Genomic DNA, 22,822 nt, shown 5'->3' on the forward strand with positions numbered 1-22,822 from the left:
GCTTCCACACCGGCCTACAGTGGCATCACCACCTTTGTGGTGGCACTCTTTTCATTGAAGGAAACGCCATGAAAACCGATCTGCAGCTCAAGGCCGACGTCACCGCCGAACTGGCCTGGGACCCCGCCGTCAATTCAGCCGGCATAGGCGTGCTCGTCCACGACGGCGTGGTGACGCTCACGGGGCACCTGGACACCTTTGCCGAAAAGGTCGCGGCGGAGCGGGCCGTGCGCCGTGTGGCCGGTGTGCGCGGCCTGGCGATAGAGCTGGACGTGAAACTGGTCGCCGCCCACCACCGCAGCGACTCCGAAATCGCCTCGGTCGCCGCGTCCGCCCTGCGCTGGAGCGCGCTGCTGCCGCCGGACCGCATCCGGGTCGAGGTGGAAAAAGGCTGGGTCACCCTCACCGGCGACGTCGACTGGGCCTACCAGTGCCGCACCGCCGAAAAATGCGTGCGCGGCCTGGTGGGCGTGCGCGGCCTGTCCAACAACATCGCGGTCAAGCCCACCGTCAGCACGCGCGACGTCGCAGCCGATATCTCCGCCGCGCTGGAACGCCAGGCCGAGCGCGAAGCCCGGCACATCGACGTCAAAGTTGAAGGCGGCGTCGTCACGCTGCACGGCAAGGTGCATTCCCTGGCCGAACGCGAAGCCGCCGCCGGCGCGGCCTTCGCCGCCCGGGGCGTGACTCGCGTCGTCAACAAGCTGGAAGTCGGCGCCTGAACATCGCCTGAACATGCCCGAAGCGGCAAGCGCGCGGCCTTGCGCTACATCAAGCCCGCGCCCGCGGCCGTGCCCTAGAGTGGGTGAGTTCATCGAACAAACCGCCCAAACCGTCCATCTTGCAAACCAACGCGGCCGACGCGCGCCGCACCAGGAGTCCTACATGCCCTTTTTTCACGCCGTGGTCTGGCTGGACCATCACCAGGCTCAGTTGATCCAGTTCGACGCCGAACAGTCCGAGGCACGCAAGCTTCACGCGCATTCCCATGCCACGCCCCAGCACGGCAGCGAGGTGCGCACCCAGCACGAATTTTTCGGAGAGGTCTGCGATGCGCTGGAAGGTATCGAGTCCGTCCTGGTGACGGGCGGGCACACGGCGCAGGCGGACTTCCGCCACTACGTCGACAAACACCGCCCTGCCCTGGCCCCGCGCATCACCGGCTGGGAAACCGTGGACCACCCGAGTGAGGCCCAGTTGCTGGCGCTGGGCCGGCAGCGCCGGCAGCAGGCGGCCGCGGGCCTGGTCACCGGCCATTGACGGCGTACCGGTAATGGACAGGCCCGCAGCCTCCGCGCGGGCAACCCGGCCCTGGTGGCTGGAGCCGGTGCCACCATGGCCGGCATGGGCCCAGGTATCGGCCACGGCTTCACACCCGGCTGGACGATGATGAGCCGCGCGGAACGCGACGCCCATCGGCAGCAGATGCTGAACGCCAGGTCGGCCGAGGAATGCCGCCAGATCCGCGACGAACACTTCAAGCAGATGACAGAGCGAGCCAAAGCGCAGGGCGTTGCGATGCGTGGCCCTCGCCACGATGCCTGCGCAAGCTTCCGGCCCTGAATCCGGTGGGGGACAATGGTCACCTCGGTCCGCGGACCTTGTCCTGATCGCCTTGAATCACCTGTTGCCGAAAGACCGACTTATGCACATCGACTGGAATGCCTTCACGCCCTGGACGGCCCTGGCAGGCGGCGCCCTGATAGGCCTGGCAGCGGCCATGTTTGTGCTGCTTAACGGCCGCATCGCCGGCATCAGCGGTGTGTTGGGCGGCTTGCTCCATCCCGCACGGCGCGACGTCGGCTGGCGCGTCGCTTTCGTGGCGGGACTGGTGGGCGCCCCGCTGCTGTTTGCGCTGTTCGCCCAATTGCCGCGGCCGCAGATCGATGCCGGCTATGGAGCGCTGGTTGCGGCCGGATTCATCGTCGGGCTGGGCACACGCTACGGCTCCGGCTGCACCAGCGGACACGGTGTTTGCGGCATCTCGCGGCTGTCGCCCCGTTCGCTGGTGGCCACGGCGGCGTTCATGCTGGCCGGCTTCGCCACGGTGTTCCTCGTGCGCCATGTTTTTGTTGGGGGGTAAGCGGCCATGTATAACTTTGTTTCCCTGCTGGCCGGCGCGGTCTTCGGCCTGGGCCTGCTGGTCTCCGGCATGGCGAACCCCGCCAAAGTGCTCGGCTTCCTGGACCTGGCGGGCCCGTGGGACCCCTCGCTGGCGCTGGTGATGGCGGGCGCCATCGCCATCGCATCCATTGCGTTCGGTGTGGCGGGCCGCCGCACCCTGAGCCTCATGGGCCAGGAAATAAAGCTTCCCTCCTCCCGCACCGTGGACCGCCGGCTGGTCGGCGGCAGCCTGCTCTTCGGAATCGGCTGGGGCATCGCGGGCTTCTGCCCGGGGCCTGCGCTGGTCGCGCTGGGCATGGGCGAAGGCAAGGCCGCCGTCTTTGTCGTGGCCATGCTGGCGGGTATGGGCGTGTTCGAACTGTTGGACCGGCAGCGCAAGCCCCGCAGTCCCAAGGCGGGGTGAGCCCATGGACCCCATGGCTTGCTTCATCCCGCGGCGGACGCCCAGCAACTTTTCAAGGAAAACCCCATGAGCCGTCAAGCGCATATCCAGGCCTTCTTTGATGCGGAGACCTGGACCGTTACCTACGTCGTGTCCGACCCGGCGACGGGCAGCGCCGCGGTGATCGATCCCGTGCTCGGCTACGACGTCAAGTCGGGGCACACGCACACCCGGTCGGCAGACCAGGTGTTGGCCTGGCTTGCCGCCGAGAACCTGAAGGTGCAGTGGATACTGGAAACCCACGCGCATGCCGACCACCTGTCCGCGGCGCGTTACCTGCAGAAATGCGTGGGCGGCCGGATCGCGATCGGCGAGAACATCAAACAGGTGCAGGCGGTTTTCAAAAAACTCTTCAACCTGGAACGCAGCTTCCTGCCGGACGGCAGCCAGTTCGACCACCTGTTCAAGGACGGCGAGCGTTTCAGGATCGGGCAGCTAGAGGTCGCCGCCCTGCTGGTGCCCGGACACACGCCGGCCGACATGGCCTACGCCGTGGAAGATGCCGTGTTCGTGGGCGACACGCTCTTCATGCCCGACGTGGGAACGGCACGCGCGGATTTCCCGGGCGGTGATGCCCACCAGCTTTACCGCTCCATCCGCCGGCTGCTGGCGCTGCCGCGGGAAACGGCGATGTTCGTCTGCCACGATTACCCACCGGAAACACGGCAGCCTGCGTGGGAGACCACCGTGGGTGAACAGCGGGACAGCAACGTCCACGTGCACGACGGGATCACCGAGGAGGGGTTTGTCGCCATGCGAACGGCGCGGGATGCCACCCTCGACGTGCCGACCCTGATCCTGCCGTCCCTGCAGGTGAATGTGCGCGCGGGGCAGCTACCGCCGCCCGACGACAACGGCGTGTCTTACCTGCGCATCCCGCTGAACGCGCTGCCCGGCGCGAAGCCCTGAGCGGACTGTGTGGCGCCGGCAAGAGCCAGGCCGCAAGTACGCCCAGCCGGCCCTGCGCCTGGAATACATATTGGGGATTCGTCCTGAAGTGTCTGCTTCGGGCCCATTGCAGCCATCGGTAAGATGACAGCTTTCGGCCAAAAGCGGACATTCAATGACCAAAATTTCAAACTATCCGTTATCCACTTTTATCGGGTGGTACGTGCTGCTAGGTCTGATCATGGTTGGCGCGAAATTTCTGGAGCAGCAAGCTCCTGGTGGCGACGCCTACTCCTTGGTTTCGAATGTCCTCGGCTTGGTATTGCTGCTACCTTGGATAGTGATCGTCCCAGGCGGACATTTGGGTCAGGGGATCAATTCCGCGCAGTGGTTTCTTGTCCTGAGTTTGCTTAATCTATTCTTGTTGATCGGCGTTTCGGCATTGATCTTCAGGATCAAAAACCGCCGTGTGCAGTGACCCTGACTTCCGACTCGGGCCCTAAGCGGACATACCGCGAGATTTTCGTCGCTGCGACCTAACTGCGGCAATTCAGATGCGTCTAGGTTCCGAACGACGCATCTTCAAATACGTGTACACAAATAACACGCTGTATGCCGAGAAGCACAAACCCACCAACGACAGCATGGCCGCCGTCAGCCAGAACGATCCAGGAGTTTCCGACGCGGAGACCCAGCAGCGGAGAACCTTCCTGCACGTTACGAACATACCTTGCGCAGCGATGCCTTCCGCCGCCATCCATAACAACCCGACGCCAATGAGCGCTCCGCAAGTGGCGATCAGGCAGCTGACGAACTTCGATGCGCGAGCTCGAAGTGAGCCGCTTGTTTCATCGTGCGATTTCATGCGGAATTCCAGATTTTTCCTTCGGCTGCCGGAAGTCGCGGTACTTCTCGGTCATTTCGTCAAGCTCCCGAACATAGGCTTCGGCCGCGCGGTATGAGGGGTTCGACAGGATGAAGGAACGCACGTCATCCTTCCCTCGCTTTGGCGTCTTCGAGACCCTGGCTCCATTTTTAAACAGAAGCTCGAGAATATCCCGCCTTTCCAACCCTTCATTCCCATAGGACGGACCAGAGCCGAGCGCATAAAGGACGTACTGATTTGGATTTGCCCCGTGGTGCAAAAGCGCCTGGATGACCTCCATCGACCTCCTGGAGGATTGAACGCTCAAGTACAGCGGACTGTACATTCCAGTTGGCCCGTCTGATGAACTCCAGTTAATTTTGGCGCCAAGAGACAGCAGCAGAGTCAAGGTTTCCTCAGCGTCTTCCGGACGCCCCTGATAGAAGCGTGCAAACTCGTCCAGGGGCTGCACATCAAGCCGCGCCGGATATCGTGCACCATTGACGATCAAGGCCTTGAGCACCGTGTTTCGCAGCCCAGGATACCTGGCCGCTGTGGACAGTGCGCTATGTACGACCGAGTCCGGCGCTCCCACCCGAAGGTTCACCGCCGCACCGGATGCCAGCAGCATTTTGATGGCCTCTTGGTCACCATTGCGCACGGCAATGATCAGCGGACTCTCGTGATAAGAAATTGAGTTTGGATTTGCGCCCAGATCCAGCCCAATCCGCGCCATTTGATTGTTGCGGTGGACAAGGGCGGTCATCAGGAATGTCCTTTCGCCTTGGTCCCTTGCATTGATATCGGCGCCGAGTCGAAGCAGCAGCCTAAGCATCTCCGGATCTGATCTCACGGCTCGGCATTGGGTGGAATCCCATTCGAGAGTCAAAGGGAGAGCTTCACTGAGCTTCTTTGTGCGCTCCCGGATATCCGTCTCCGCCGCCAACGCTCGTATATCTTCAATACGCCTGTCGGCCACGGCGTTGAGGAGCGGAGAACCCCAGTCATAAGAGCATCGACTTCGAGGAATGACCGGTGGGGCTGGAAAGGAGTGCTGGGTTATCTTGGACGGGGCCGCAGGAACATTGAGGCTGCTGCCTGCGACTGCGGAATCTGACTGCCGTGACGACGATTCCGGCTCGGCGGGTGGCGCCTTTGCAGACAGGGAGCAGCCAGTCAAGATAAAGGCGGCAATGAACGACGAAAAAATTGACTTTGGGATTCCGGTCATGCTGGGGCCCTATCCGCCTCCTCCGGACGAGGCATCGTCTTGGGTCCCCATCCGAATTTATTCTCACTGGTCACGGTTTCTCCAAGTCCAATGTCCGCTTCTGGCCGATAGACGACATCCTATACAAGTTCAGCTTCAGGCCTCAAGCGGAGTCTTTCATTCAGTGCGGCATGCGCTGCATGCCGCGATGCCGGGCCGCCAGGCGGGGCCGCTCATTCGACGGACAGCGCGCCCGAAGGAAGGTTGACGCGCACGGTCTTCACTGAAGCTGCTTCTTCGGCGGTGTCCGGCTTGCCGGCGGGCTCCGGTGAACGCACCAGCAGCACGGGAACGGGCGAGCGCCGCAGGACGTTTTCGGCGCTGCTGCCCAGCATGACACGCCCCATGCCGCGGCGCCCGTGGGTGCCCAGCACGATCAGGTCGGCGGGCCATGCGCCGGCTTCGCTGACGATCAGTTCATGCACCGGTACCGCGAAGTTGTCGCGCAGCACGGTTTCCACTTCCACGCCGGCGGCTGTGGCGACCGCCCTGGCGTCGGCCAGCAGGCCTTCGCCGTCCTTGCGCAGGGTTTCAAGCCAGTCGCTGGGGTAACCCGCATAAGCGTCGAACGACAGCGCGATGGACGTGACATCCACGACGTGCATCAAACGCAGTTTGCCGCCGGTCAGCCTGGCCATGCGGATGGCCTCCTGCAGGCCGTGTCTGGAGGTGGGACTTCCGTCGACGGGAACCAGGATGCGTTGGTACATGGCGTTCTCCTTCAATGATGGATGGAATTTCCAGTATGGAATGTTTTCGCCTTCCGCAAATTGACCTGGCGCAAACAAGCCCGACCTGTTCCGGCAAGCCCCTCGGTCTTCAGCACTAGCGCGTGCGGCGCGTGTAGTTCTTTAGGTCTCAAGGTGTTGTCGCAGCGACTCATGCCCCGCGCGCCGCTTGCGAAATATCAAGACGGCAAGCGCTTCGCGTGCCTAAACTGGAAACTGCTCAAAAGACCGGCGCGGCGGCCGGCCGCGCTTTTACTTTTTTTTCAGGAACTCTCCATGCAAACCATGAAAGCCGCGGTTGTCCATGAATTCGGCAAACCGCTTCGCATCGAAGAAGTTCCCGTGCCCACCGTGGCGCCGGGCACGGTGCTGGTCAAGATCGCGGCCTCGGGCGTGTGCCACACCGACCTGCACGCTGCGGACGGCGACTGGCCGGTCAAGCCCTCCCTGCCCTTCATCCCGGGCCACGAGGGCGTGGGTTACGTCGCCGCGATCGGGGCGGGCGTCACCACCGTCAAGGAGGGCGACCGCGTCGGCGTTCCCTGGCTGCACACGGCCTGCGGGCACTGCGAACACTGCATCACCGGCTGGGAGACGCTGTGCGACGGCCAGCAGATGACCGGCTACAGCGTCAACGGCGGCTACGCCGAATACGTGCTTGCCGACCCCGGCTATGTGGGCCACCTGCCGGCCGGCGTCGGCTTCAGCGAAATCGCGCCGGTGCTGTGCGCGGGCGTGACGGTCTACAAGGGCCTGAAGGTGCTTGAATGCAAGCCGGGCGACTGGGTGGCGATTTCCGGCATAGGCGGCCTGGGCCACCTGGCGGTGCAGTATGCGAAGGCCATGGGCTTTCACGTCATCGCCGTCGACATCGACGACGCGAAACTGAAGCTGGCCACAAGCCTGGGCGCCGACATGGTGGTCAACGCCGCCAGGCAAAACCCGGTCCAGGAAGTGCAGACGGCGATACGCGGCGCGCACGGCGTGCTGGTGACCGCCGTTTCGCGCAGCGCCTTCTCGCAGGGGCTGGGCATGCTGCACAAGCGCGGCACCATGTCCCTGGTCGGCCTGCCGCCCGGGGATTTCGCGCTGCCCATTTTCGACGTGGTGCTGAACGCCAAGACGGTGCGCGGCTCCATCGTGGGCACCCGCAAGGACCTGCAGGAAGCGCTGGCCTTCGCCGGCGAGGGCAAGGTGCGCACCACCTTCACGGAGGACCGGCTGGACAACATCAACGGCGTGCTGGACCGCATGCGCCGCGGCGCGATAGAGGGCCGGGTCGTGATGCGCATCAGCGGCGACTGAGCACGGAGCACGGAGCGCGGGCGCGCCGCCCGGGCCGCGCCGGGCGGCCTCAGCCCTTGATCACCAGCACCGGCACAGGCGCGCGCCGCACGATCTGCTCGGCGTCGCTGCCCATCAGGACGCGGTCCAGGCCGCGCCGCCCGTGCGAGCCCAGCACGATCATGTCGGCGTGGACCTGCCTGGCCTGTCCGGCCACCACGTCGCAAAGGCGTTCGGCGCCCGCCTCCAGCAGCACGCTGTCGCACGCCACGCCTTTTGCCTCGGCCAGGCTGCGCATCTGGGCCAGCAGCCTTTCGCCGTCGGTGTGCATGAAGGGAAGCGTCTGCTCGGCATAGGCCGTGGCCGTCTCGAAGCCGTTGACGTAATCCAGCTCGTCGATGACGTAAAGCAGCCGCAGGCGCGCCCTGTTCAGGCGCGCCAGTTCAATCGCCGCTTCCAGCGCCTTGACCGAAGTCTGGCTGCCGTCAACCGGCACCAGCAGTTGGTGGAGTGAACCCATGGTGTGCTTTCGGATGGCTTGAAAACGGCCATCATGGCCGGGCCGGGCCGCAAGGCGCTTGACATGGCGCAAAGACCGCGCATTCTCCGAGGCAGGCGCCGGTTTACGCGCCGGATTGCGCCAGATCAATGCCGGGCCACTGAACTTCCGGAAAACTCAAGGCTCAAAACCCCAGACGCCAGCCAGGGCAAAGACTTTCGTTCAAGCATTCAACCATTCAAAGGCCTCGCCATGACGCACTACGACAACTCTTTCGCAGGACACTTCGGCAAGCTTCTGGCCGCGCGCGAAGCGGAGCTCAGGGCCGCCCTGGACACCGGCAACAAAAAAGAACTTGCCGACGACCAGCACGGCAACGGCGAGGTGCGGGACTTCAAGGACCTGGCCGAGCGGGAGTTGCATTTGGACATGGCGGCCCTGGAGGCGGCGCACATCGCGAACGAGCTGTCCCAGGTGCTCGCGGCCCGCCGCCGCCTGAAGGACGGCAGTTTCGGCCAGTGCGTGGAATGCGGCAAGCCCATGGACCTGCTGCGCCTGGAAGCCATGCCCGCGGCGGCCTTCTGTGTGCCCTGCCAGGCGGCCGGCGAGCAAACGACGGCGGCGCATCCCCCATCAGCCCGCATTTGATCCGTAGTTGATCCGTAGTTGATCCGCATCAATATTGCGTTCCGGGAAATCGTCAACATGGATGACATTCCAACTTCAATGAGGCAAGCACCATGTTCAAGCGAATCCTGATCCCCGTGGACGGCAGCGACACCGCCAACAAGGCCCTGGTCGCCGGCCTGCAGATGGCGCGCGAAACCAGCGCCAGCGTGCGCCTGGTGCACACCGTCAATGAAATGGCCTACCTGGGCGGCATCGACCCCTACGGCACCTACTCGGCCGACCTGGCCGGCATGATGCGCGAGGGCGGCGCCAAGGTGTTGACCGACGCCATGGCCATCGCCACATCCGCCGGCGTCGAAGCCAGCCAGGCGATGCTCGACGAACCCGGCCAGCGCCTGGGCGAGTCCGTGGCCAGCGCCGCCAAACTGTGGGGCGCCGACCTCATCGTCGTCGGCTCGCACGGGCGGCGCGGCATAGGGCGCGTGCTGCTGGGCAGCGGCGCCGAGCAGATCCTGCGGCTGTCGCCGGTGCCCGTGCTGGTGATCCGCAGCGCGCCTGCGGAGGACGCCCGCGAACACCCGGCAGACTAAGATCCCGCCGCCAGAACGCATGGAGAGAATCTCCAGCAGCAAAGCCTTCGAATCAGGGAAGCGCCTGTATTCTTGAAAAAAACACATTCATGAGGTCGGTGAATGCGTCTGCCGGAATCACGTCTTTCCCGTGGGCATCCAGCTCGGCGATGTGCTCAAGCTCCATCGGCAGTGCTTCGAGCGCCGCCATGGAAATGTCTTTGAAAATGCGCTCGCCCGTCGTCGTGATGTAGACGATCCGGCAATTGTTGTGCCGCCTGTCGGTAAGGATGCTCACGTATTTCTGGAGCACCGTCTGTTCCGGGCCTTCGAGAATCTGGGCAAACACGCCGCCCCCATAAACAAGAAGGCCAGTGATGCCCAGCGGCGGGTTGTTCTTTCCCGCGCTCTTCAACACGCCGTTGATGGCGTCCTCGGTGATGCCTTCCGTCGCCTCGCTGATGTAGAGCAGTCTGATCATGGTGCGGTGTCCTTGAAACCTGGCTTGCGGGGCCCCCGGATGCGGGAGATGCGTTCTCCGAACCATTAAACCCCATCATCCCGCCGGCCTGCAATTGATTGTGCGGATGGAGCCGTGCCGGCAATACCCCGCCGTTTGGAGCGGGTTGCCGAACATCAGAAAGCACGACGGTTCCTCTCACAGCAGCCCTTCAACGCGGTTCTAATACGTCGATGCAAACAGTCGTTGCTTTTTTTGTGATTGGAGCCCTTGGCATCTTTCCGGTCGTCGCCCTGGTTGTTCAGATTTACCGGGACTCACGTGGAAAGAAGCGCAACCTGGCCATGCGCTGCTACGCATGCGAATCCGCAGGGCATCTGCTTCCGGTCCCGCACTACAAAGGCGACACTTTCCTTTACTGCCTCTCCTGTGTGGAAAAGCAGGCCGGAAATCGACGTATTTTCGGTTACGCCGCATTTTGTGGAATTGTCGTTGTGTTGGTCGGTTGGGCGGTTCTTTCATCAAACAAGTGACCTCATTTCACGAAGACCCGAAAGACCCGTCCCATGACCCTCATCCCCTGGCTGGCAACAGCCCTCGCCCTCTTAGCCGCCGTATGCGCCTTTTTTCTGGGCCTGGGAATTGCCGTTGGGCTGGTTGTCACGGCATTGGTCATTGGCGGGGTGGTGTCTTATGGCATGTCGCCCAACGCGTTCCAGCTCTTCCTGATGACCGTCACTTTTGGCGCCGCGTTTGTGGTCGGGTCCGCGGGCCTCGGCATTGCCGCCGGCTTGAACCTGCGCAAGCGCCGCTTCCTGCTGGCCGCCTTGTTGCTGGCGCCCTTTCCCTGGTTTGTGTGGCACACCTATTCAAGCGGCGTTGAGGCGGCCAATGAGCAGAAGCTGGCCTATGACTTCGTGACCCAAAACGCGCAATTGATCCAGTTGGTCGGCGGCCCCGTCAAGGTGTATCCCGCATCGGCAACCACTTACAGCGACAGTTCAAGAGGCCGTTATGAGTATTCCCTCAAGGACAAACCCCTTTATGCCATCGTCGACGTCACCCGTTCCTCCGGAAAATCGCATTTCCGCCTCGCTTGCGTGACGACACTGTCCATGGGTGCCCGGGAGGCCGGCAAGGACGATTGCCTGCGGTCGACGGTGCCTTTGCCCAAGTAGGAATTTGAGATGCCATTTTCAGACCACCTGAAACCACCACCCAGACAAGCGCCACTCCCATGGCTCCCGGCGATCGCCGTCTGGCTCGCCATGGGTTTGGGCAACTGGTTTTTTTATGCCTGGTTGTCGATCGCTGTGGAGGGCTCCAGTTCAAGCCTCAGCAATGCAGCTCTCACGATTGCCGTCATGCAGAACACGGCATTGGCAGTGACGGCGGTCTCGCTGTGTTTTTTTGTTTTCAGGATGCAGCGCACGGCCTTGTGCACGTTCGCGCTTGTCCTGCCTCTGGCTTTCGCCGGCGTATGGATGACGTTGTGAACTACCCCAAGCGACCCTCACCCTTCAGCCGCATCCCGATCCGCTGGATCTCCGCCTCCCCCTGCGCCAGCGCAGCGCGGCTGGTGTGCACCGAGTAATAGCCCATCACCAACTCATGCGGGTGCTTGACGGCCGAGCCCAGCACAAAGGCCGTGTCGCCGTGCGCGGTGAACTCCATCGCTTCGCCGGATTCCTCGAAGACTGCGAGTTCACCTGTGGCAATCGGCCCACCGGCTTCATCGCCTACCCCAAGCCGTCCCGCATTGACCGCAACCCAGCCCACCGTGTGGCCTTCGGGTGGTGTGTAGCGCCAGTGTTCGCCGTCCTTGAGCTTGACGGCCAGGTAGTTCATGTCGGACGGTGCGGGAATCGCGCTTTGCGCCGCGCCGTAGCGGCCCAGCAGCACGTGGGCCGGGCCTTCTTGCGGCACTTGTTCTGGTGAAAGGTAAATGCTTTGGGCGGGCGCGTTTTCTTCAGACGCGGGCAAGGCGACCCAGAGCTGGAAGCCCTGCACGGGTGAGCCGCTGACGGGCGCGCCCGTGTGCCAGACGCCGTTGCCGGCGCGCATCCATTCGACGCCGCCGGCGGGCAGCACGCCCTTCTTGCCTGTGGTGTCTTCATAGCCCACGTCGCCTTCTATCATGAAGGTCAGCGTGGCGATGCCCGAGTGCGGGTGCATGCCAAAGCCCTTGTGGCCGGCCGCGGGCGTGAAGCTGAAAAAGTCCAGGAAGACAAAGGGCTTCAAAAACTCGCCCAGGTCGCCGGGGCTGACGAGGCGGGTGATGGGCCCATGGGCGCTGCCGCGTGTGCGGTGCACGATGGCGCGGGCTTCGGTGATGACGTTCGTGCTCATGCGGCCTCCCTCGCGGTCTTGAGCGCCCTCGCCCACCAGGCCATGTCGTCGAGCAGGCCGGTGGCGGCCTGGGCCAGGTGCGGGAAGTCTTCAAAGGTCTTGCCCTGCTTCCAGATGCCCATGAACTCGACCATGCCGATGTGCACCGCGTTGCGCACGGGCGCCATCTGCATTTCGGTGGCGACCAGACGCAGTTGCTCGACGGCACGCGCGGCGCCCACGCCGCCGTAGCCGACAAAGCCGATGGGCTTGCGGATGAATTCCTTGTAGGCGTAGTCGAAGGCGTTTTTCAGCACGGCGCTGGGGCCGTGGTTGTATTCGGGCGTGACGACGATCAGGCCGTCCAGCGTGGCGAGTTTGGCGGCCCAGCGCTGCGCGGCTTCGTTCTTGACGGGCGCCCAGGCGGGCGACATGGCTTCGGCAAAGAACGGCATCGGGTGGTCGCGCAGGTCTATCAGTTCAAAGGCCAGGTCGCTGCGCTGCTGGGCGATGCCGTGTATCCAGTTCGCGGGCTTGTCGCCGAAGCGGCCTTCGCGGGTGGAGCCGATGATGATGCCGATGCGGGGGACGGGTGCGCTCATGAGGTGTTCCTGAAGAAAGAGGAGAGAGAAAGTTGGGGCCGGATGCCGGTGTACAGAAGATTAGGGCCGCGCGCATTGCCTGACTAGATGGGATAATATGATTGCACTCATCCATAAATCAAAGGAATCACCATGCTGGACCTCAACGACGTCGCCCTGTTTGTGCAGGTGGTGCGCAGCGGCAGCTTTGCCGAAGCGGCGCGGCGCCTGGGCCTGCCGTCCAACACCGTGAGCCGGCGCGTGCAGCAACTGGAGACGCAGCTGGGCACGCGGCTGATGCAGCGCTCGACGCGCAAGCTCACCTTGACCAGCGCCGGCCAGGCTTTTCATGAGCGCTGCGCGGGCGCGGTCGACGGGCTGGCCGAGGCCGGCCAGGAATTGATGACGGGCAGCCAGGAGCCCAGCGGCCTGGTGCGTGTGGCAGCGACGGCGGATTTTTTTGATTTTTTCCCGATGGAATGGATAGCCGACTTCCTGGCCGCGCACCCGCGCGTGCGGCTGGACTTTGTGCTGAGCGACGCCAAGGCCGATTTGATCGCCGAGCGGATCGACGTGGCCTTTCGCGGTGGGCCTTTGCGCGACTCCGACTCGGGTTATGTGGGCCGCCAGCTGCTGGGCCTGCGCAGCGACGGCATGGTGGCCAGCCCGGCCTATATCGCCGCGCGCGGCGCGCCCGCGACGCTGCAAGACCTAGCCCACCACGACTGTGTGACCACCGCCCACCCCAGCGGCCACAACACCTGGCGCCTGGCCGGGCCCGATGGCGTGCAGGAAGAAGTGCAGGTCACGGGCCGCTTCAGCGGCAACACCGCGCAGTCCGTGCGCAAGGCCACGCTGGCCGGCCTGGGCATCGCGCTGCTGCCGCCCGCCATGGCGCGGATTGATGTCCTGGCCGGCCGGCTGGTGCCCGTGCTGCCGCAGTACCAGCGCAGCGGCCACGGCCTGAGCGTGCTTTACCCGAGCCGGCGGCAGCTGCCGTTGGCGGTGTCGGCGTTTATCGCGCTGGTGATGGACAAGCTCAGCGAGGAGGAGACCTTGCCGGAGATATTCCGGGCTCAGCGCGCCTGAGCTGGTGCGCCGGCGTCAACCCCTAGTTCACCGAGATGGTGTCGTTGTTCACCGTGATGTTGATCACCGCGACATTGCCGTACACGTCCACCTTGATGGAAATCTGGTTTGGAAGGGTGGTCTTGTAGACGACAAGGTCGCATATCCCTTCCGCCACATTCTGCGACTGGCCGAAGTTCGCGGTGCCGTTGGCACCCCACCGGACTGCGCCCACGGTTGCGGCGGTCGTGTTTTGCGCCTGGGTTCCACCCACAATATTGACGGTTACAGCAGTCATGTCGTTCTCCATCTGGTTTGGGAAACAGTAAAAGTCCGCTGAATCGGCGAATTCTTGATTCAGGGAAAACTACTGTAGGAGCACGCTTGCCGAAAAACCATTACGCGCCATTACGGCGACGGTTCCAGGCACTGGCGTTCGCCGTCATCCGCCACCTGGCAGGCGTCACCCGAGAGGCACAGGCTCTCGAGGAACTCAATCGTCCTCCAGGTCCGCCACCTCACACGATGGGCGAACCAGTACGCCGTCACAGGCCGGTTGCTCATGACAGATAAAGCACCCATGACCTCGGCGGTGTGCAGCGCTGGCCGGGAGTGGCCCGGCCAGCAGCCCTCCGCAAGGGCCACAGCCGCGCAAGGCCGGCGCAAGACCCGGCTAACGCCCTTCCGCCGGCGGCTGGCTAACGATAGACAGCAGGAAGTCGATGTCAGCCGGCTTGACCACGTGATGGTCAAACCCCGCCCGCTGCGACTTCAGCCGGCTCTCCGCTTCCCCATATCCCGTCAGGGCGATCAGCACCGCATCTTTGGATTCAGCACGGCTGCGCAACTGGCGGGCCACTTCAAAGCCGTCCATGCCGGGCAGGCCGATGTCGAGGATGACGACGTCGGGCCTGAATTCCTGGGCGACCGCCAGGGCGGCCGCGCCGTCATGCGCGATGCTGACGACATAGCCTTCAAGCTCGAGCAAAACCTGCAGCGTCTCCGCCGAGGCTTGCAGGTCATCGACCACGAGGATCTTGCGGGAGGCCGCCTGCGCCGGCCTGGCTGCTTTCGGCTCGTCCGCGGCGGGAAGCTCCGTGCCCTGGGCGGAAAGGCTGGCCGGGAAATACAGGGAGATGCGGCTGCCCTTGCCCCGCCCTTCGCTGTAGGCCTCGACCTGGCCCTGGTGCAGTTCCACCAGGTGTTTGACCAGCGTGAGGCCTATGCCCAGGCCGCCCTGCGCGCGGTCCAGCGCCTGGTCGCCCTGGGCGAACAGGTCGAAGATGTGCGGCAGGAATTCCGCCTCTATGCCCTGCCCGCTGTCGGACACGGCGATGCGCACGCCCTCGCCTTGCAGCGATGCGCTCAGCGTGATCTTTCCCTGCAGGTCGGTGAACTTGGAGGCGTTGTTCAGCAGGTTGGAGAGCACCTGCGACAGGCGCACCAGGTCGCCCTGCAAAATCACCGGCTCGGCCGGCAGGTCGACCGTGAGCTGCTGCTGGCGGGCTTCCAACAAGGGGCTGCTGGCCTCGACGGCGCGCTCGCACAGGGTCGACAGCAGCAAGGGCGCCATGTGGACCATGACCTTGCCGCGCACGATGCGCGAAACGTCCAGCAGGTCGTCGACCATCCGGGACATGTGGTCGACCTGGCGCGCGATCACGTCGCGCGCCCATACCACCGTCGGGTCGGCGACCTTGGCGCCGTGGATGATGTGCACCGCGTTGCGTATGGGCGCGAGCGGGTTGCGCAGCTCGTGCGCCAGCATCGCGAGAAACTCGTTCTTGCGGCGGTCGGCTTCCTGCACCAGGCTGTAGAGCCTGGCATTTTCCATGGCGATGGAGGCGCGGCCCACCACCTCGCTGAGCAGCGCGGCGTCGGACTGCGCGAAGCCGCCGGCCTGGCCGAACAGGATGAGCGCGCCCAGCATCTGCTCGCCGGCGACCAGCGGGCAGACGGCCATCTCTTCGTGGTCGGCCGGCAGCTCGGGCCAGGCGGTCGATGCGGGAGCGCCTGCGGGCGCCGCGCAGATTTCGATCGAAGGCACAAACGCCATCTTGCGCGCCAGCATGGTGCTGCGGACCATGGCCGCCATGGCCGGGCTGAGTTCGCGGTGGCATTCCAGCACGATGGGGTCCACGGCCGGCTCCATGCCGCCGGCAATCTTGAGGCAGCGGCAGTGCAGCTCGCCGTGGCCGTCCAGCAGGGCGACGGCGCCCATGGTGCCCAGGCCCGGCACCGCGATGTCCGCCAGCGCGTGCGCGGTGGCGTCGATGTTCAGGGACATGGACAGGCGCTGGCTGGCTTCCGACAGGTAGGCGGCGCGCCGCGTGGCGTCCTCGGCCGCGGTGCGCGCCGTCTCGGAGCGCGCCAGCGCCTCGCGCTCGACGGCCTGCTGCTGCAGTTGCCGGTTCATGCGGTGCAGGTCGACAAACACCTTGACCTTGGAGCGCAGCACGCCGGGCACGACGGGGGACGAGATGTAGTCCACCGCGCCCAGGGCATAGCCCTTGGCGGCCTGGTCTTCGTCCACGTAGGCCGTGATGAAGACGATGGGCGTCTGCGCCGTCTTCTTGTATTGCCGGATCATGCTGGCCGTCTCCAGCCCGTCGATGTCGGGCATGTTGACGTCCAGCAGGATGACGGCGAACTCCATCTGCAGAATCAGGCGAAGGGCTTCGCGGCCCGAACGGGCGCTGACCAGGTTCTGCCCGAGCTCTTCGAGGATGCTGCCCATGACGACGTGCTTTTCGGGCAGGTCGTCGACGATCAGGATGTTGACCTGTTCAGGATCTGGCACATTTGCCGGCGCTTGCGGCATGAGGACGGCACTCACCGTGGCAACCAGGCACGCAGCACGGCCAGCAGGTTTTCCGTGTTGACCGGTTTGGACAGGTAATCCCAGGCGCCGGCCTCTATGCATTTCTCGCGGTCGCCTTTCATGGCCTTGGCCGTGACGGCGATCATGGGCAGGCTCTTGCCGGCCGGCAGCTTGCGGATCTCCTGCATGGTGACCAGGCCGTCCATCACCGGCATCATGATGTCCATCAGCACCACGCTGAGCTGCGGGTCGGCGGCGACCTTGGCGATGGCGTCGTGGCCGTTGTCGGCCCAGACGATGTCCATGCCCTCTTCTTCCAGCACGGTGGCCAGCGCGAAGATGTTGCGCATGTCGTCGTCGACGATCAGCACCCTTTTGCCCGCCAGCGACTTGTTGGCGTCGTGCAGGGCGCGCAAGGTGCCGCGCTGTTTCTCCGTCATGCGCGCCTCGCTCAGGTGCAGGGCGTGCATGGCCAGGTCCAGCACGCGCGGGACGGACCGGGCTTCGCGGAACAGGAAGCCGTCGCGCGACTGCCAGGCAGGCTGGCGCCGTGCGTCGATGGGGCCTTCACGCCAGACCACTATCGGCAACGGCCCGAAGGCCGGGCGCGCCGCCAGGGCATCGCGCATCTGCTCGAAGCCGTCGCCCAGGGCCTGGTCGTCGGTGACGGCGCATTCAAAGCGCGCGAAGTCGCCGGGTTTGACGTCCGCCAGCGAGGCCACGGCCACGCACTGCACATGGCTGTGCTGCAGCAGGCCGGTGACTTCGCCGCGCAAGCCCTCATCCTTCAGGGCGACCAGCACGTAACGCACCATGCGCGAGACATAGCGGTGCAACTGCTCCAGCATCTCGTCCAGCACTTCCTTGGACGGGATCGGTTTTTCGATAAAGGCCATGGCGCCCGAGCGGTAGGCGCGCTCCTTGGAGTCGTCGGTGGAGATGACGCAGACCGGGATGTGGCGCACGCTGGCGTCCTGCTTGATGCGGTCCAGCACGCGCCAGCCCTCCATGTCGGGCAGGTGCATGTCCAGCGTGATGGCCGAGGGCTTGTATTCGGCCGCCAGCGTCAGCGCGCGGGCGCCCAGCGAGGTCACCAGGCCCTTGAAGCCCTTGGCCCGCGCGGCGTCGAGCAGAAAGCTGGCGAAGGCCAGGTCGTTTTCCACGATCAGCAACACGAAGTCACCCGGCTGTATGCTGTGCCGGTCGTCCGCGGCTTCATCGGCCGAAGCCTGGGTGTCCAGGTGCGAGGCGGAATCGTCAAAGGCGACTTCCAGCTTCTGGAAACCCAACCGGCTGAGGGGCGCGCCCGGCTCGATGCGCTGCTCCCCGGCGCTGCCGCCGGGCTTGCGCGCGCCGCGCGGTGAAGAGTAGGTCAGCGGCAGGTAGAGCACAAAACTGCTGCCCTCGCCCGGCGCGCTGGACAGGCGGATCTCGCCGCCCAGCAGGCGCGAGAGTTCGCGGCTGATGGCCAGGCCCAGGCCGGTGCCGCCGTACTTGCGGGAGGTAGAGCCGTCGGCCTGCTGGAAGGCCTCAAAAATGATTTGCTGCTTGTCGGCGGAAATGCCGATGCCGGTGTCGGTGACGGAAAACGCCAGCACCTGCTGGGCGCGGTTGAGTTCGTCGTTGTCCGGGCTCCAGCCGGTGAAGGCTTCTTCAATGGCCAGCGCGACGTGGCCCTGGTGCGTGAACTTGAAGGCGTTGGACAGCAGGTTCTTGAGGATCTGCTGCAGGCGCTTGACGTCGGTCACCATGGAAACCGGCAACTGCAGCCCGGTGGTGATCAGGAAGTCCACGCTCTTGGCTTCGGCGACGTGGCGGAAGGTGCGCTCGACATACAGCTGCAGGTCGGACAGGCGCAGCTCGTTGACGTCCACCACCACCGTGCCGGATTCGATCTTGGACAGGTCCAGGATGTCGTTGATCAGCATCAGCAAGTCGTTGCCGGACGAATGGATGGTCTTGGAAAATTCCACCTGCTTGCCGGTCAGGTTGCCTTCGGAGTTCTTGCACAGCTGGTCGGAGAGGATCAGCAGGCTGTTGAGCGGCGTGCGCAGCTCGTGCGACATATTGGCCAGGAACTCCGACTTGTACTTGGAGGTCAGCGAAAGCTGCTTGGCCTTTTCTTCGAGTGCCTGGCGGGCCTGCTCGACCTCCTGGTTCTTGCGCTCCACCTCGTCGTTCTGCTGGACCAGCAGGTGGGCTTTTTCCTGCAGTTCCTCATTGGTCTGCTGCAGTTCCTGCTGGCGGCTTTGCAGTTCCTGCGCCAGGGACTGCGACTGCGTCAGCAGGTCTTCGGTGCGCATATTGGCTTCGATCGTGTTGATCACGATGCCGATACTTTCCGTGAGCTGGTCCAGGAAGGCCTGGTGCGTCGGGTTGAAACGCTCGACCGAGGCAAGCTCGACCACGCCCCGCACCTGGCCTTCAAAGATGATGGGCAGCACCAGGATGTCCATGGGCGCCACTTCGGTGAGGCCCGACGAAATCTTCAGGCCCTGCGGCAGCGAAGAGGTCAGCAGGATCTTCTGCTTGTCGAAAGCGCACTGGCCTATCAGGCCCTGGCCCAGGTCGATTTCCTTGCCGTAAGCGCCCTGCCCGTCCGAGGCATAACTGGCCATGAGGCGCAGGCGCGGCCTTTCCTGGGTGTAGCTCAGGACGTAAAACTCGGCCTGCTGGGCGCCCACCACCGGGGCGAGTTCCGACAGGATCAGGTGGCCCACAGCCACCAGGTCTTTCTGGCCCTGCAGCATGCGGCTGAACTTGGCCAGGTTGGTCTTGAGCCAATCCTGCTCGGTGTTGACCTGGGTCGTGTCCTTGAGGTTGCGGATCATTTCATTGATCGTGTCTTTCAGCGCCGCCACCTCGCCCAGCGCTTCCACCGTGATGGAACGCGTCAAGTCGCCCTGCGTCACGGCCGTCGCCACCTCGGCAATGGCGCGCACCTGGGTCGTCAGGTTGGCGGCCAGCTGGTTGACGTTTTCCGTCAGGCCTTTCCAGGTGCCGGCGGCGCCCGGCACCTTGGCCTGGCCGCCCAGCTTGCCTTCGACACCCACTTCACGCGCCACCGAGGTCACCTGGTCGGCGAAGGTGGCCAGCGTGTCGGTCATGCCGTTGATGGTGTCGGCCAGCGCGGCGATTTCGCCCTTGGCCTCCACGGTCAGCTTGCGCTCCAGGTCGCCGTTGGCCACGGCCGTCACCACGCGCGCAATGCCGCGCACCTGGCTGGTCAAATTGCCGGCCATGAAGTTCACGTTGTCGGTCAAATCCTTCCAGGTGCCGGCAACGCCCTGCACGTCGGCCTGGCCGCCCAATTTTCCTTCGGTGCCCACCTCGCGCGCCACCCGCGTCACTTCAGACGCGAAGGAGCGCAACTGGTCCACCATGGTGTTGATGGTGTTCTTGAGTTCGAGAATCTCGCCCTTCACGTCCACCGTGATCTTTTTGGACAGGTCACCGGCCGCCACGGCCTTGGTCACGTCGGCGATGTTTCGCACCTGGGACGTCAGGTTACCGGCCATGAAGTTCACGTTGTCGGTCAAGTCTTTCCAGGTGCCGGCCACGCCCTGCACGTCGGCCTGGCCGCCCAGTTTTCCTTCGGTACCCACTTCGCGTGCCACGCGCGTCACTTCAGACGCAAAGGACCGCAGCTGGTCCACCATGGTGTTGATGGTGTTCTTGAGTTCCAGGATTTCGCCCTTCACGTCCACCGTAATCTTCTTGGACAAGTCACCAGCCGCCACGGCCGTCGTCACCTCGGCGATGTTGCGCACCTGCGCCGTCAAATTGGAGCCCATGGAATTGACCGAGTCGGTCAAGTCTTTCCAGGTTCCGGCAACGCCCTGCACGTCGGCCTGGCCGCCCAGCTTGCCTTCGGTACCCACTTCGCGTGCCACGCGCGTCACTTCGGAGGCGAAGGAGCGGAGCTGGTCCACCATGGTGTTGATGGTGTTTTTCAGTTCAAGAATCTCGCCCTTCACGTCCACCGTGATCTTTTTCGACAAGTCACCGGCCGCCACGGCCGTCGTCACCTCTGCGATGTTTCGCACCTGCGCCGTCAGGTTGGAACCCATGGAATTGACCGAGTCGGTCAAGTCCTTCCAGGTGCCGGCAACGCCCTGCACGTCGGCCTGGCCGCCCAGCTTGCCTTCGGTGCCCACCTCGCGCGCCACCCGCGTCACTTCAGATGCAAAGGAGCGGAGCTGGTCCACCATGGTGTTGATGGTGGCCTTGAGTTCCAGGATTTCACCCTTCACGTCCACCGTGATCTTCTTGGAGAGGTCACCGGCCGCCACGGCCTTGGTCACCTCGGCGATGTTGCGCACCTGGCCGGTCAGGTTGGAGCCCATGGAGTTGACCGAGTCGGTCAAGTCCTTCCAGGTGCCGGCCACGCCCTGCACGTCGGCCTGGCCGCCCAGTTTGCCTTCGGTGCCCACCTCGCGCGCCACCCGCGTCACTTCGGAGGCAAACGAGGAAAGCTGGTCCACCATGGTGTTGATGGTGTTCTTGAGTTCAAGAATCTCGCCCTTCACGTCCACCGTGATCTTTTTGGAGAGGTCGCCAGCGGCCACAGCCGTCGTCACCTCGGCGATGTTGCGCACCTGGCCGGTCAGGTTGGAGCCCATGGAGTTGACCGAGTCGGTCAAGTCCTTCCAGGTGCCGGCCACGCCCTGCACGTCGGCCTGGCCACCCAGCTTGCCTTCGGTGCCCACTTCACGCGCCACCCGGGTCACTTCGGAGGCAAAGGAAGAAAGCTGGTCCACCATGGTGTTGATGGTGTTCTTGAGTTCGAGAATCTCGCCCTTCACGTCCACCGTGATCTTCTTGGAGAGGTCACCGGCCGCCACGGCCTTGGTCACGTCGGCGATGTTGCGCACCTGGGACGTCAAATTGCCGGCCATGAAGTTCACGTTGTCGGTCAAGTCCTTCCAGGTTCCCGCCACGCCCTGCACGTCGGCCTGGCCGCCCAGTTTTCCTTCGGTGCCCACCTCGCGCGCGACGCGCGTCACTTCAGACGCAAAGGACCGCAGCTGGTCCACCATGGTGTTGATGGTGTTCTTGAGCTCCAGGATTTCGCCCTTCACGTCCACCGTGATCTTTTTGGACAGGTCGCCGGCCGCCACGGCCGTCGTCACCTCGGCAATGTTTCGCACCTGCGCCGTGAGGTTGGAGCCCATGGAGTTGACCGAGTCGGTCAAGTCCTTCCAGGTTCCTGCCACGCCCTGCACGTCGGCCTGGCCGCCCAGCTTGCCTTCGGTGCCCACCTCGCGCGCGACGCGCGTCACTTCAGCCGAGAAGGTGCCCAGTTGCTCAACCATTTTGTTGATGATCATGGCCGTGCGCAGGAACTCGCCTTCCAGCGCCTTGCCTTCGGCTTCCAGCGCCATGCTCTTGGACAAATCGCCCTGGGCCACGGCGCCGATCACGCGCGCCACTTCGCTGGTCGGGTGGACCAGGTCGGCGATCAGCGAGTTGATGCACTCGGCGGAGTCGCGCCAGAAACCGGTGGCGTCGGGCACGAAGGCACGCTCCTTGAGCCGGCCTTCCTTGCCGACCACGCGGCTCAGGCGTTCAAGTTCGCGCGCCATGCGCACGTTTTCGGAGACCACGTCGTTGAAGGCATCGGCGACCTTGCCGGGCACGCCGGTCCAGTCCTGCGGCAGCGAGGCGCGCACGTCGCCTTTCTTGAGGTCGGTCAAGGCGGCCAGCACCACCTTGGTATGTTCGGCCGCCGCGTCGGCTTCATCGAGCACGGTGTTGATGGTCACGGCGTTTTCGAGCCAGAAGCCCGACAGCTTTTCTTCGGGCAGGCGCCGGTTGGCACGGGCCGACGTGCGCGACTTGGACGCCAGGCCCTTGCAGCGGTTGTGCGTCGCCGCGGCGGCGGCCGACAGCTGGTTGAATTCGGCGGCGATCTTGCCATGGACGCCTTCCCACTCCGTGGGCAATGTCACCCCGGGCTCACCCCGCCTGAGCGCGCTCAAGGATTTGAGAATCGACTTGAGTTCGGTGTCGCGCTCCATCACCGACAGTTTGGCTAAAGCCTCCATGTCATGCATCCTGTATTGAAGGTAACTTTTTGTAGAAACGGCTGCCGAGATTACCCTCGAACATTCAGAATGACAACCAATTCACGCACTATTTCCCCAATGAAAACGCCAATGTGCGGCGCGCCCGTCACAGCGCGAAAACTGTAGGTTTTGGCTTACATAAATTCCCTTGCAAGAACGGTATATTTTGTAGTTACGCCTTCAAAATACCGCGGCAA

Annotated in this window: 24 protein-coding genes; 14 read left to right on the forward strand and 10 right to left on the reverse strand. The window is 64.0% G+C overall.

Features of this window, described 5'->3' with window-relative positions; all coding sequences use genetic code 11:
* The first annotated feature begins 68 nt into the window (after positions 1–68).
* From ACLV8F_RS05995 to ACLV8F_RS06025, 7 genes are all read left to right on the forward strand, one after another.
* Positions 69–722 (forward strand): BON domain-containing protein, encoded by a 654-nt coding sequence (locus ACLV8F_RS05995; RefSeq protein WP_411883327.1) that lies wholly within the window; start codon positions 69–71, stop codon positions 720–722.
* Positions 723–885: 163 nt separating this feature from the next.
* Positions 886–1,260 carry a hypothetical protein gene (locus ACLV8F_RS06000; protein WP_411883328.1) on the forward strand — a complete coding sequence of 125 codons (375 nt, stop codon included), beginning with the start codon at positions 886–888 and terminating at the stop codon, positions 1,258–1,260.
* Between the two features lie 75 nt (positions 1,261–1,335).
* A complete protein-coding gene (locus ACLV8F_RS06005) occupies positions 1,336–1,563 on the forward strand; it encodes a hypothetical protein (protein ID WP_411883329.1) in 228 nt (75 codons plus the stop codon).
* 82 nt (positions 1,564–1,645) lie between these two features.
* Positions 1,646–2,083 carry a YeeE/YedE family protein gene (locus tag ACLV8F_RS06010; RefSeq protein ID WP_411883330.1) on the forward strand — a complete coding sequence of 146 codons (438 nt, stop codon included), beginning with the start codon at positions 1,646–1,648 and terminating at the stop codon, positions 2,081–2,083.
* A gap of 6 nt (positions 2,084–2,089) precedes the next feature.
* Positions 2,090–2,527 (forward strand): DUF6691 family protein, encoded by a 438-nt coding sequence (locus tag ACLV8F_RS06015; RefSeq protein ID WP_411883331.1) that lies wholly within the window; start codon positions 2,090–2,092, stop codon positions 2,525–2,527.
* Positions 2,528–2,593: 66 nt separating this feature from the next.
* Positions 2,594–3,475 (forward strand): MBL fold metallo-hydrolase, encoded by an 882-nt coding sequence (locus tag ACLV8F_RS06020; RefSeq protein ID WP_411883332.1) that lies wholly within the window; start codon positions 2,594–2,596, stop codon positions 3,473–3,475.
* 154 nt (positions 3,476–3,629) lie between these two features.
* On the forward strand, positions 3,630–3,932 hold the full coding sequence (locus tag ACLV8F_RS06025; RefSeq protein ID WP_411883333.1) for a hypothetical protein: 303 nt from the start codon (positions 3,630–3,632) through the stop codon (positions 3,930–3,932).
* A 72-nt stretch (positions 3,933–4,004) separates the two neighbouring features.
* On the opposite strand, the gene ACLV8F_RS06030 is transcribed toward ACLV8F_RS06025, so the two are convergent.
* The 3 genes from ACLV8F_RS06030 to ACLV8F_RS06040 form a co-directional block, all read right to left on the reverse strand.
* Entirely contained in the window at positions 4,005–4,319 is a 315-nt protein-coding gene (locus ACLV8F_RS06030) for a hypothetical protein (RefSeq protein WP_411883334.1), read from the reverse strand.
* The gene (locus ACLV8F_RS06035) at positions 4,303–5,550 is read right to left on the reverse strand and encodes an ankyrin repeat domain-containing protein (protein WP_411883335.1); all 1,248 of its coding nucleotides are present in this window, start codon (positions 5,548–5,550) and stop codon (positions 4,303–4,305) included. The genes ACLV8F_RS06030 and ACLV8F_RS06035 overlap by 17 nt, the downstream gene beginning before the upstream one ends.
* 212 nt (positions 5,551–5,762) lie before the next feature.
* Positions 5,763–6,299: a universal stress protein gene (locus ACLV8F_RS06040; RefSeq protein ID WP_411883336.1), complete on the reverse strand. Its 537-nt coding sequence runs from the start codon at positions 6,297–6,299 to the stop codon at positions 5,763–5,765.
* A 294-nt stretch (positions 6,300–6,593) separates the two neighbouring features.
* Here ACLV8F_RS06040 and adhP point away from each other — a divergent pair, with 294 nt between their 5' ends.
* Positions 6,594–7,622, forward strand: a complete 1,029-nt coding sequence (gene adhP / locus ACLV8F_RS06045; RefSeq protein ID WP_411883337.1) for an alcohol dehydrogenase AdhP — start codon at positions 6,594–6,596, stop codon at positions 7,620–7,622.
* Between the two features lie 49 nt (positions 7,623–7,671).
* Here the strand turns inward: adhP and ACLV8F_RS06050 are convergent, their stop codons facing one another.
* Positions 7,672–8,121 (reverse strand): universal stress protein, encoded by a 450-nt coding sequence (locus ACLV8F_RS06050; protein WP_411883338.1) that lies wholly within the window; start codon positions 8,119–8,121, stop codon positions 7,672–7,674.
* A gap of 231 nt (positions 8,122–8,352) precedes the next feature.
* Here ACLV8F_RS06050 and ACLV8F_RS06055 point away from each other — a divergent pair, with 231 nt between their 5' ends.
* Together ACLV8F_RS06055 and ACLV8F_RS06060 are read left to right on the forward strand one after the other, a co-directional pair.
* Positions 8,353–8,748, forward strand: coding sequence for a TraR/DksA family transcriptional regulator (locus tag ACLV8F_RS06055; RefSeq protein ID WP_411883339.1), 396 nt, complete (start codon positions 8,353–8,355; stop codon positions 8,746–8,748).
* Between the two features lie 92 nt (positions 8,749–8,840).
* Positions 8,841–9,320, forward strand: a complete 480-nt coding sequence (locus tag ACLV8F_RS06060) for a universal stress protein (protein ID WP_411883340.1) — start codon at positions 8,841–8,843, stop codon at positions 9,318–9,320.
* A 52-nt stretch (positions 9,321–9,372) separates the two neighbouring features.
* Here the strand turns inward: ACLV8F_RS06060 and ACLV8F_RS06065 are convergent, their stop codons facing one another.
* Positions 9,373–9,780 carry a BLUF domain-containing protein gene (locus tag ACLV8F_RS06065; RefSeq protein ID WP_411883341.1) on the reverse strand — a complete coding sequence of 136 codons (408 nt, stop codon included), beginning with the start codon at positions 9,778–9,780 and terminating at the stop codon, positions 9,373–9,375.
* 212 nt (positions 9,781–9,992) lie between these two features.
* Here ACLV8F_RS06065 and ACLV8F_RS06070 point away from each other — a divergent pair, with 212 nt between their 5' ends.
* The 3 genes from ACLV8F_RS06070 to ACLV8F_RS06080 are packed head-to-tail and all read left to right on the forward strand — an operon-like array spanning position 9,993 to position 11,255.
* Entirely contained in the window at positions 9,993–10,292 is a 300-nt protein-coding gene (locus ACLV8F_RS06070) for a hypothetical protein (protein WP_411883342.1), read from the forward strand.
* Positions 10,293–10,325: 33 nt separating this feature from the next.
* Positions 10,326–10,937 carry a hypothetical protein gene (locus tag ACLV8F_RS06075; RefSeq protein ID WP_411883343.1) on the forward strand — a complete coding sequence of 204 codons (612 nt, stop codon included), beginning with the start codon at positions 10,326–10,328 and terminating at the stop codon, positions 10,935–10,937.
* Between the two features lie 9 nt (positions 10,938–10,946).
* A complete protein-coding gene (locus ACLV8F_RS06080; RefSeq protein WP_411883344.1) occupies positions 10,947–11,255 on the forward strand; it encodes a hypothetical protein in 309 nt (102 codons plus the stop codon).
* 1 nt (position 11,256) lies between these two features.
* On the opposite strand, the gene ACLV8F_RS06085 is transcribed toward ACLV8F_RS06080, so the two are convergent.
* A complete protein-coding gene (locus ACLV8F_RS06085) occupies positions 11,257–12,108 on the reverse strand; it encodes a pirin family protein (protein WP_411883345.1) in 852 nt (283 codons plus the stop codon).
* On the reverse strand, positions 12,105–12,689 hold the full coding sequence (locus tag ACLV8F_RS06090) for an NADPH-dependent FMN reductase (RefSeq protein WP_411883346.1): 585 nt from the start codon (positions 12,687–12,689) through the stop codon (positions 12,105–12,107). Before ACLV8F_RS06090 ends, ACLV8F_RS06085 begins: the two co-directional genes overlap by 4 nt.
* Before the next feature lie 132 nt (positions 12,690–12,821).
* Here ACLV8F_RS06090 and ACLV8F_RS06095 point away from each other — a divergent pair, with 132 nt between their 5' ends.
* Positions 12,822–13,757: a LysR substrate-binding domain-containing protein gene (locus ACLV8F_RS06095; protein WP_411883347.1), complete on the forward strand. Its 936-nt coding sequence runs from the start codon at positions 12,822–12,824 to the stop codon at positions 13,755–13,757.
* 22 nt (positions 13,758–13,779) lie between these two features.
* Here ACLV8F_RS06095 and ACLV8F_RS06100 read toward each other — a convergent pair whose 3' ends face one another.
* The 3 genes from ACLV8F_RS06100 to ACLV8F_RS06110 form a co-directional block, all read right to left on the reverse strand.
* Positions 13,780–14,034, reverse strand: a complete 255-nt coding sequence (locus tag ACLV8F_RS06100) for a hypothetical protein (protein WP_411883348.1) — start codon at positions 14,032–14,034, stop codon at positions 13,780–13,782.
* Positions 14,035–14,409: 375 nt separating this feature from the next.
* A complete protein-coding gene (locus tag ACLV8F_RS06105; protein ID WP_411883349.1) occupies positions 14,410–16,536 on the reverse strand; it encodes a response regulator in 2,127 nt (708 codons plus the stop codon).
* A gap of 32 nt (positions 16,537–16,568) precedes the next feature.
* Positions 16,569–22,604 (reverse strand): HAMP domain-containing protein, encoded by a 6,036-nt coding sequence (locus ACLV8F_RS06110; protein WP_411883350.1) that lies wholly within the window; start codon positions 22,602–22,604, stop codon positions 16,569–16,571.
* Between the last annotated feature and the right edge of the window lie 218 nt (positions 22,605–22,822).

Source organism: Polaromonas sp. YR568, from assembly GCF_943369675.1.
Lineage (GTDB): Bacteria > Pseudomonadota > Gammaproteobacteria > Burkholderiales > Burkholderiaceae_C > Polaromonas.

Coding starts and splice junctions, on each gene's coding strand:
- ACLV8F_RS06110 (WP_411883350.1), bottom strand. CDS start 22,604: ATGGAGGCTTTAGCCAAACTGTCGGTGATGGAGCGCGACACCGAACTC.
- ACLV8F_RS06020 (WP_411883332.1), top strand. CDS start 2,594: ATGAGCCGTCAAGCGCATATCCAGGCCTTCTTTGATGCGGAGACCTGG.
- ACLV8F_RS06100 (WP_411883348.1), bottom strand. CDS start 14,034: ATGACTGCTGTAACCGTCAATATTGTGGGTGGAACCCAGGCGCAAAAC.
- ACLV8F_RS06010 (WP_411883330.1), top strand. CDS start 1,646: ATGCACATCGACTGGAATGCCTTCACGCCCTGGACGGCCCTGGCAGGC.
- ACLV8F_RS06075 (WP_411883343.1), top strand. CDS start 10,326: ATGACCCTCATCCCCTGGCTGGCAACAGCCCTCGCCCTCTTAGCCGCC.
- ACLV8F_RS06055 (WP_411883339.1), top strand. CDS start 8,353: ATGACGCACTACGACAACTCTTTCGCAGGACACTTCGGCAAGCTTCTG.
- ACLV8F_RS06090 (WP_411883346.1), bottom strand. CDS start 12,689: ATGAGCGCACCCGTCCCCCGCATCGGCATCATCATCGGCTCCACCCGC.
- adhP (WP_411883337.1), top strand. CDS start 6,594: ATGCAAACCATGAAAGCCGCGGTTGTCCATGAATTCGGCAAACCGCTT.
- ACLV8F_RS06025 (WP_411883333.1), top strand. CDS start 3,630: ATGACCAAAATTTCAAACTATCCGTTATCCACTTTTATCGGGTGGTAC.
- ACLV8F_RS06095 (WP_411883347.1), top strand. CDS start 12,822: ATGCTGGACCTCAACGACGTCGCCCTGTTTGTGCAGGTGGTGCGCAGC.
- ACLV8F_RS06060 (WP_411883340.1), top strand. CDS start 8,841: ATGTTCAAGCGAATCCTGATCCCCGTGGACGGCAGCGACACCGCCAAC.
- ACLV8F_RS06070 (WP_411883342.1), top strand. CDS start 9,993: ATGCAAACAGTCGTTGCTTTTTTTGTGATTGGAGCCCTTGGCATCTTT.
- ACLV8F_RS06065 (WP_411883341.1), bottom strand. CDS start 9,780: ATGATCAGACTGCTCTACATCAGCGAGGCGACGGAAGGCATCACCGAG.
- ACLV8F_RS05995 (WP_411883327.1), top strand. CDS start 69: ATGAAAACCGATCTGCAGCTCAAGGCCGACGTCACCGCCGAACTGGCC.
- ACLV8F_RS06000 (WP_411883328.1), top strand. CDS start 886: ATGCCCTTTTTTCACGCCGTGGTCTGGCTGGACCATCACCAGGCTCAG.
- ACLV8F_RS06035 (WP_411883335.1), bottom strand. CDS start 5,550: ATGACCGGAATCCCAAAGTCAATTTTTTCGTCGTTCATTGCCGCCTTT.
- ACLV8F_RS06080 (WP_411883344.1), top strand. CDS start 10,947: ATGCCATTTTCAGACCACCTGAAACCACCACCCAGACAAGCGCCACTC.
- ACLV8F_RS06015 (WP_411883331.1), top strand. CDS start 2,090: ATGTATAACTTTGTTTCCCTGCTGGCCGGCGCGGTCTTCGGCCTGGGC.
- ACLV8F_RS06005 (WP_411883329.1), top strand. CDS start 1,336: ATGGCCGGCATGGGCCCAGGTATCGGCCACGGCTTCACACCCGGCTGG.
- ACLV8F_RS06085 (WP_411883345.1), bottom strand. CDS start 12,108: ATGAGCACGAACGTCATCACCGAAGCCCGCGCCATCGTGCACCGCACA.
- ACLV8F_RS06040 (WP_411883336.1), bottom strand. CDS start 6,299: ATGTACCAACGCATCCTGGTTCCCGTCGACGGAAGTCCCACCTCCAGA.
- ACLV8F_RS06050 (WP_411883338.1), bottom strand. CDS start 8,121: ATGGGTTCACTCCACCAACTGCTGGTGCCGGTTGACGGCAGCCAGACT.
- ACLV8F_RS06030 (WP_411883334.1), bottom strand. CDS start 4,319: ATGAAATCGCACGATGAAACAAGCGGCTCACTTCGAGCTCGCGCATCG.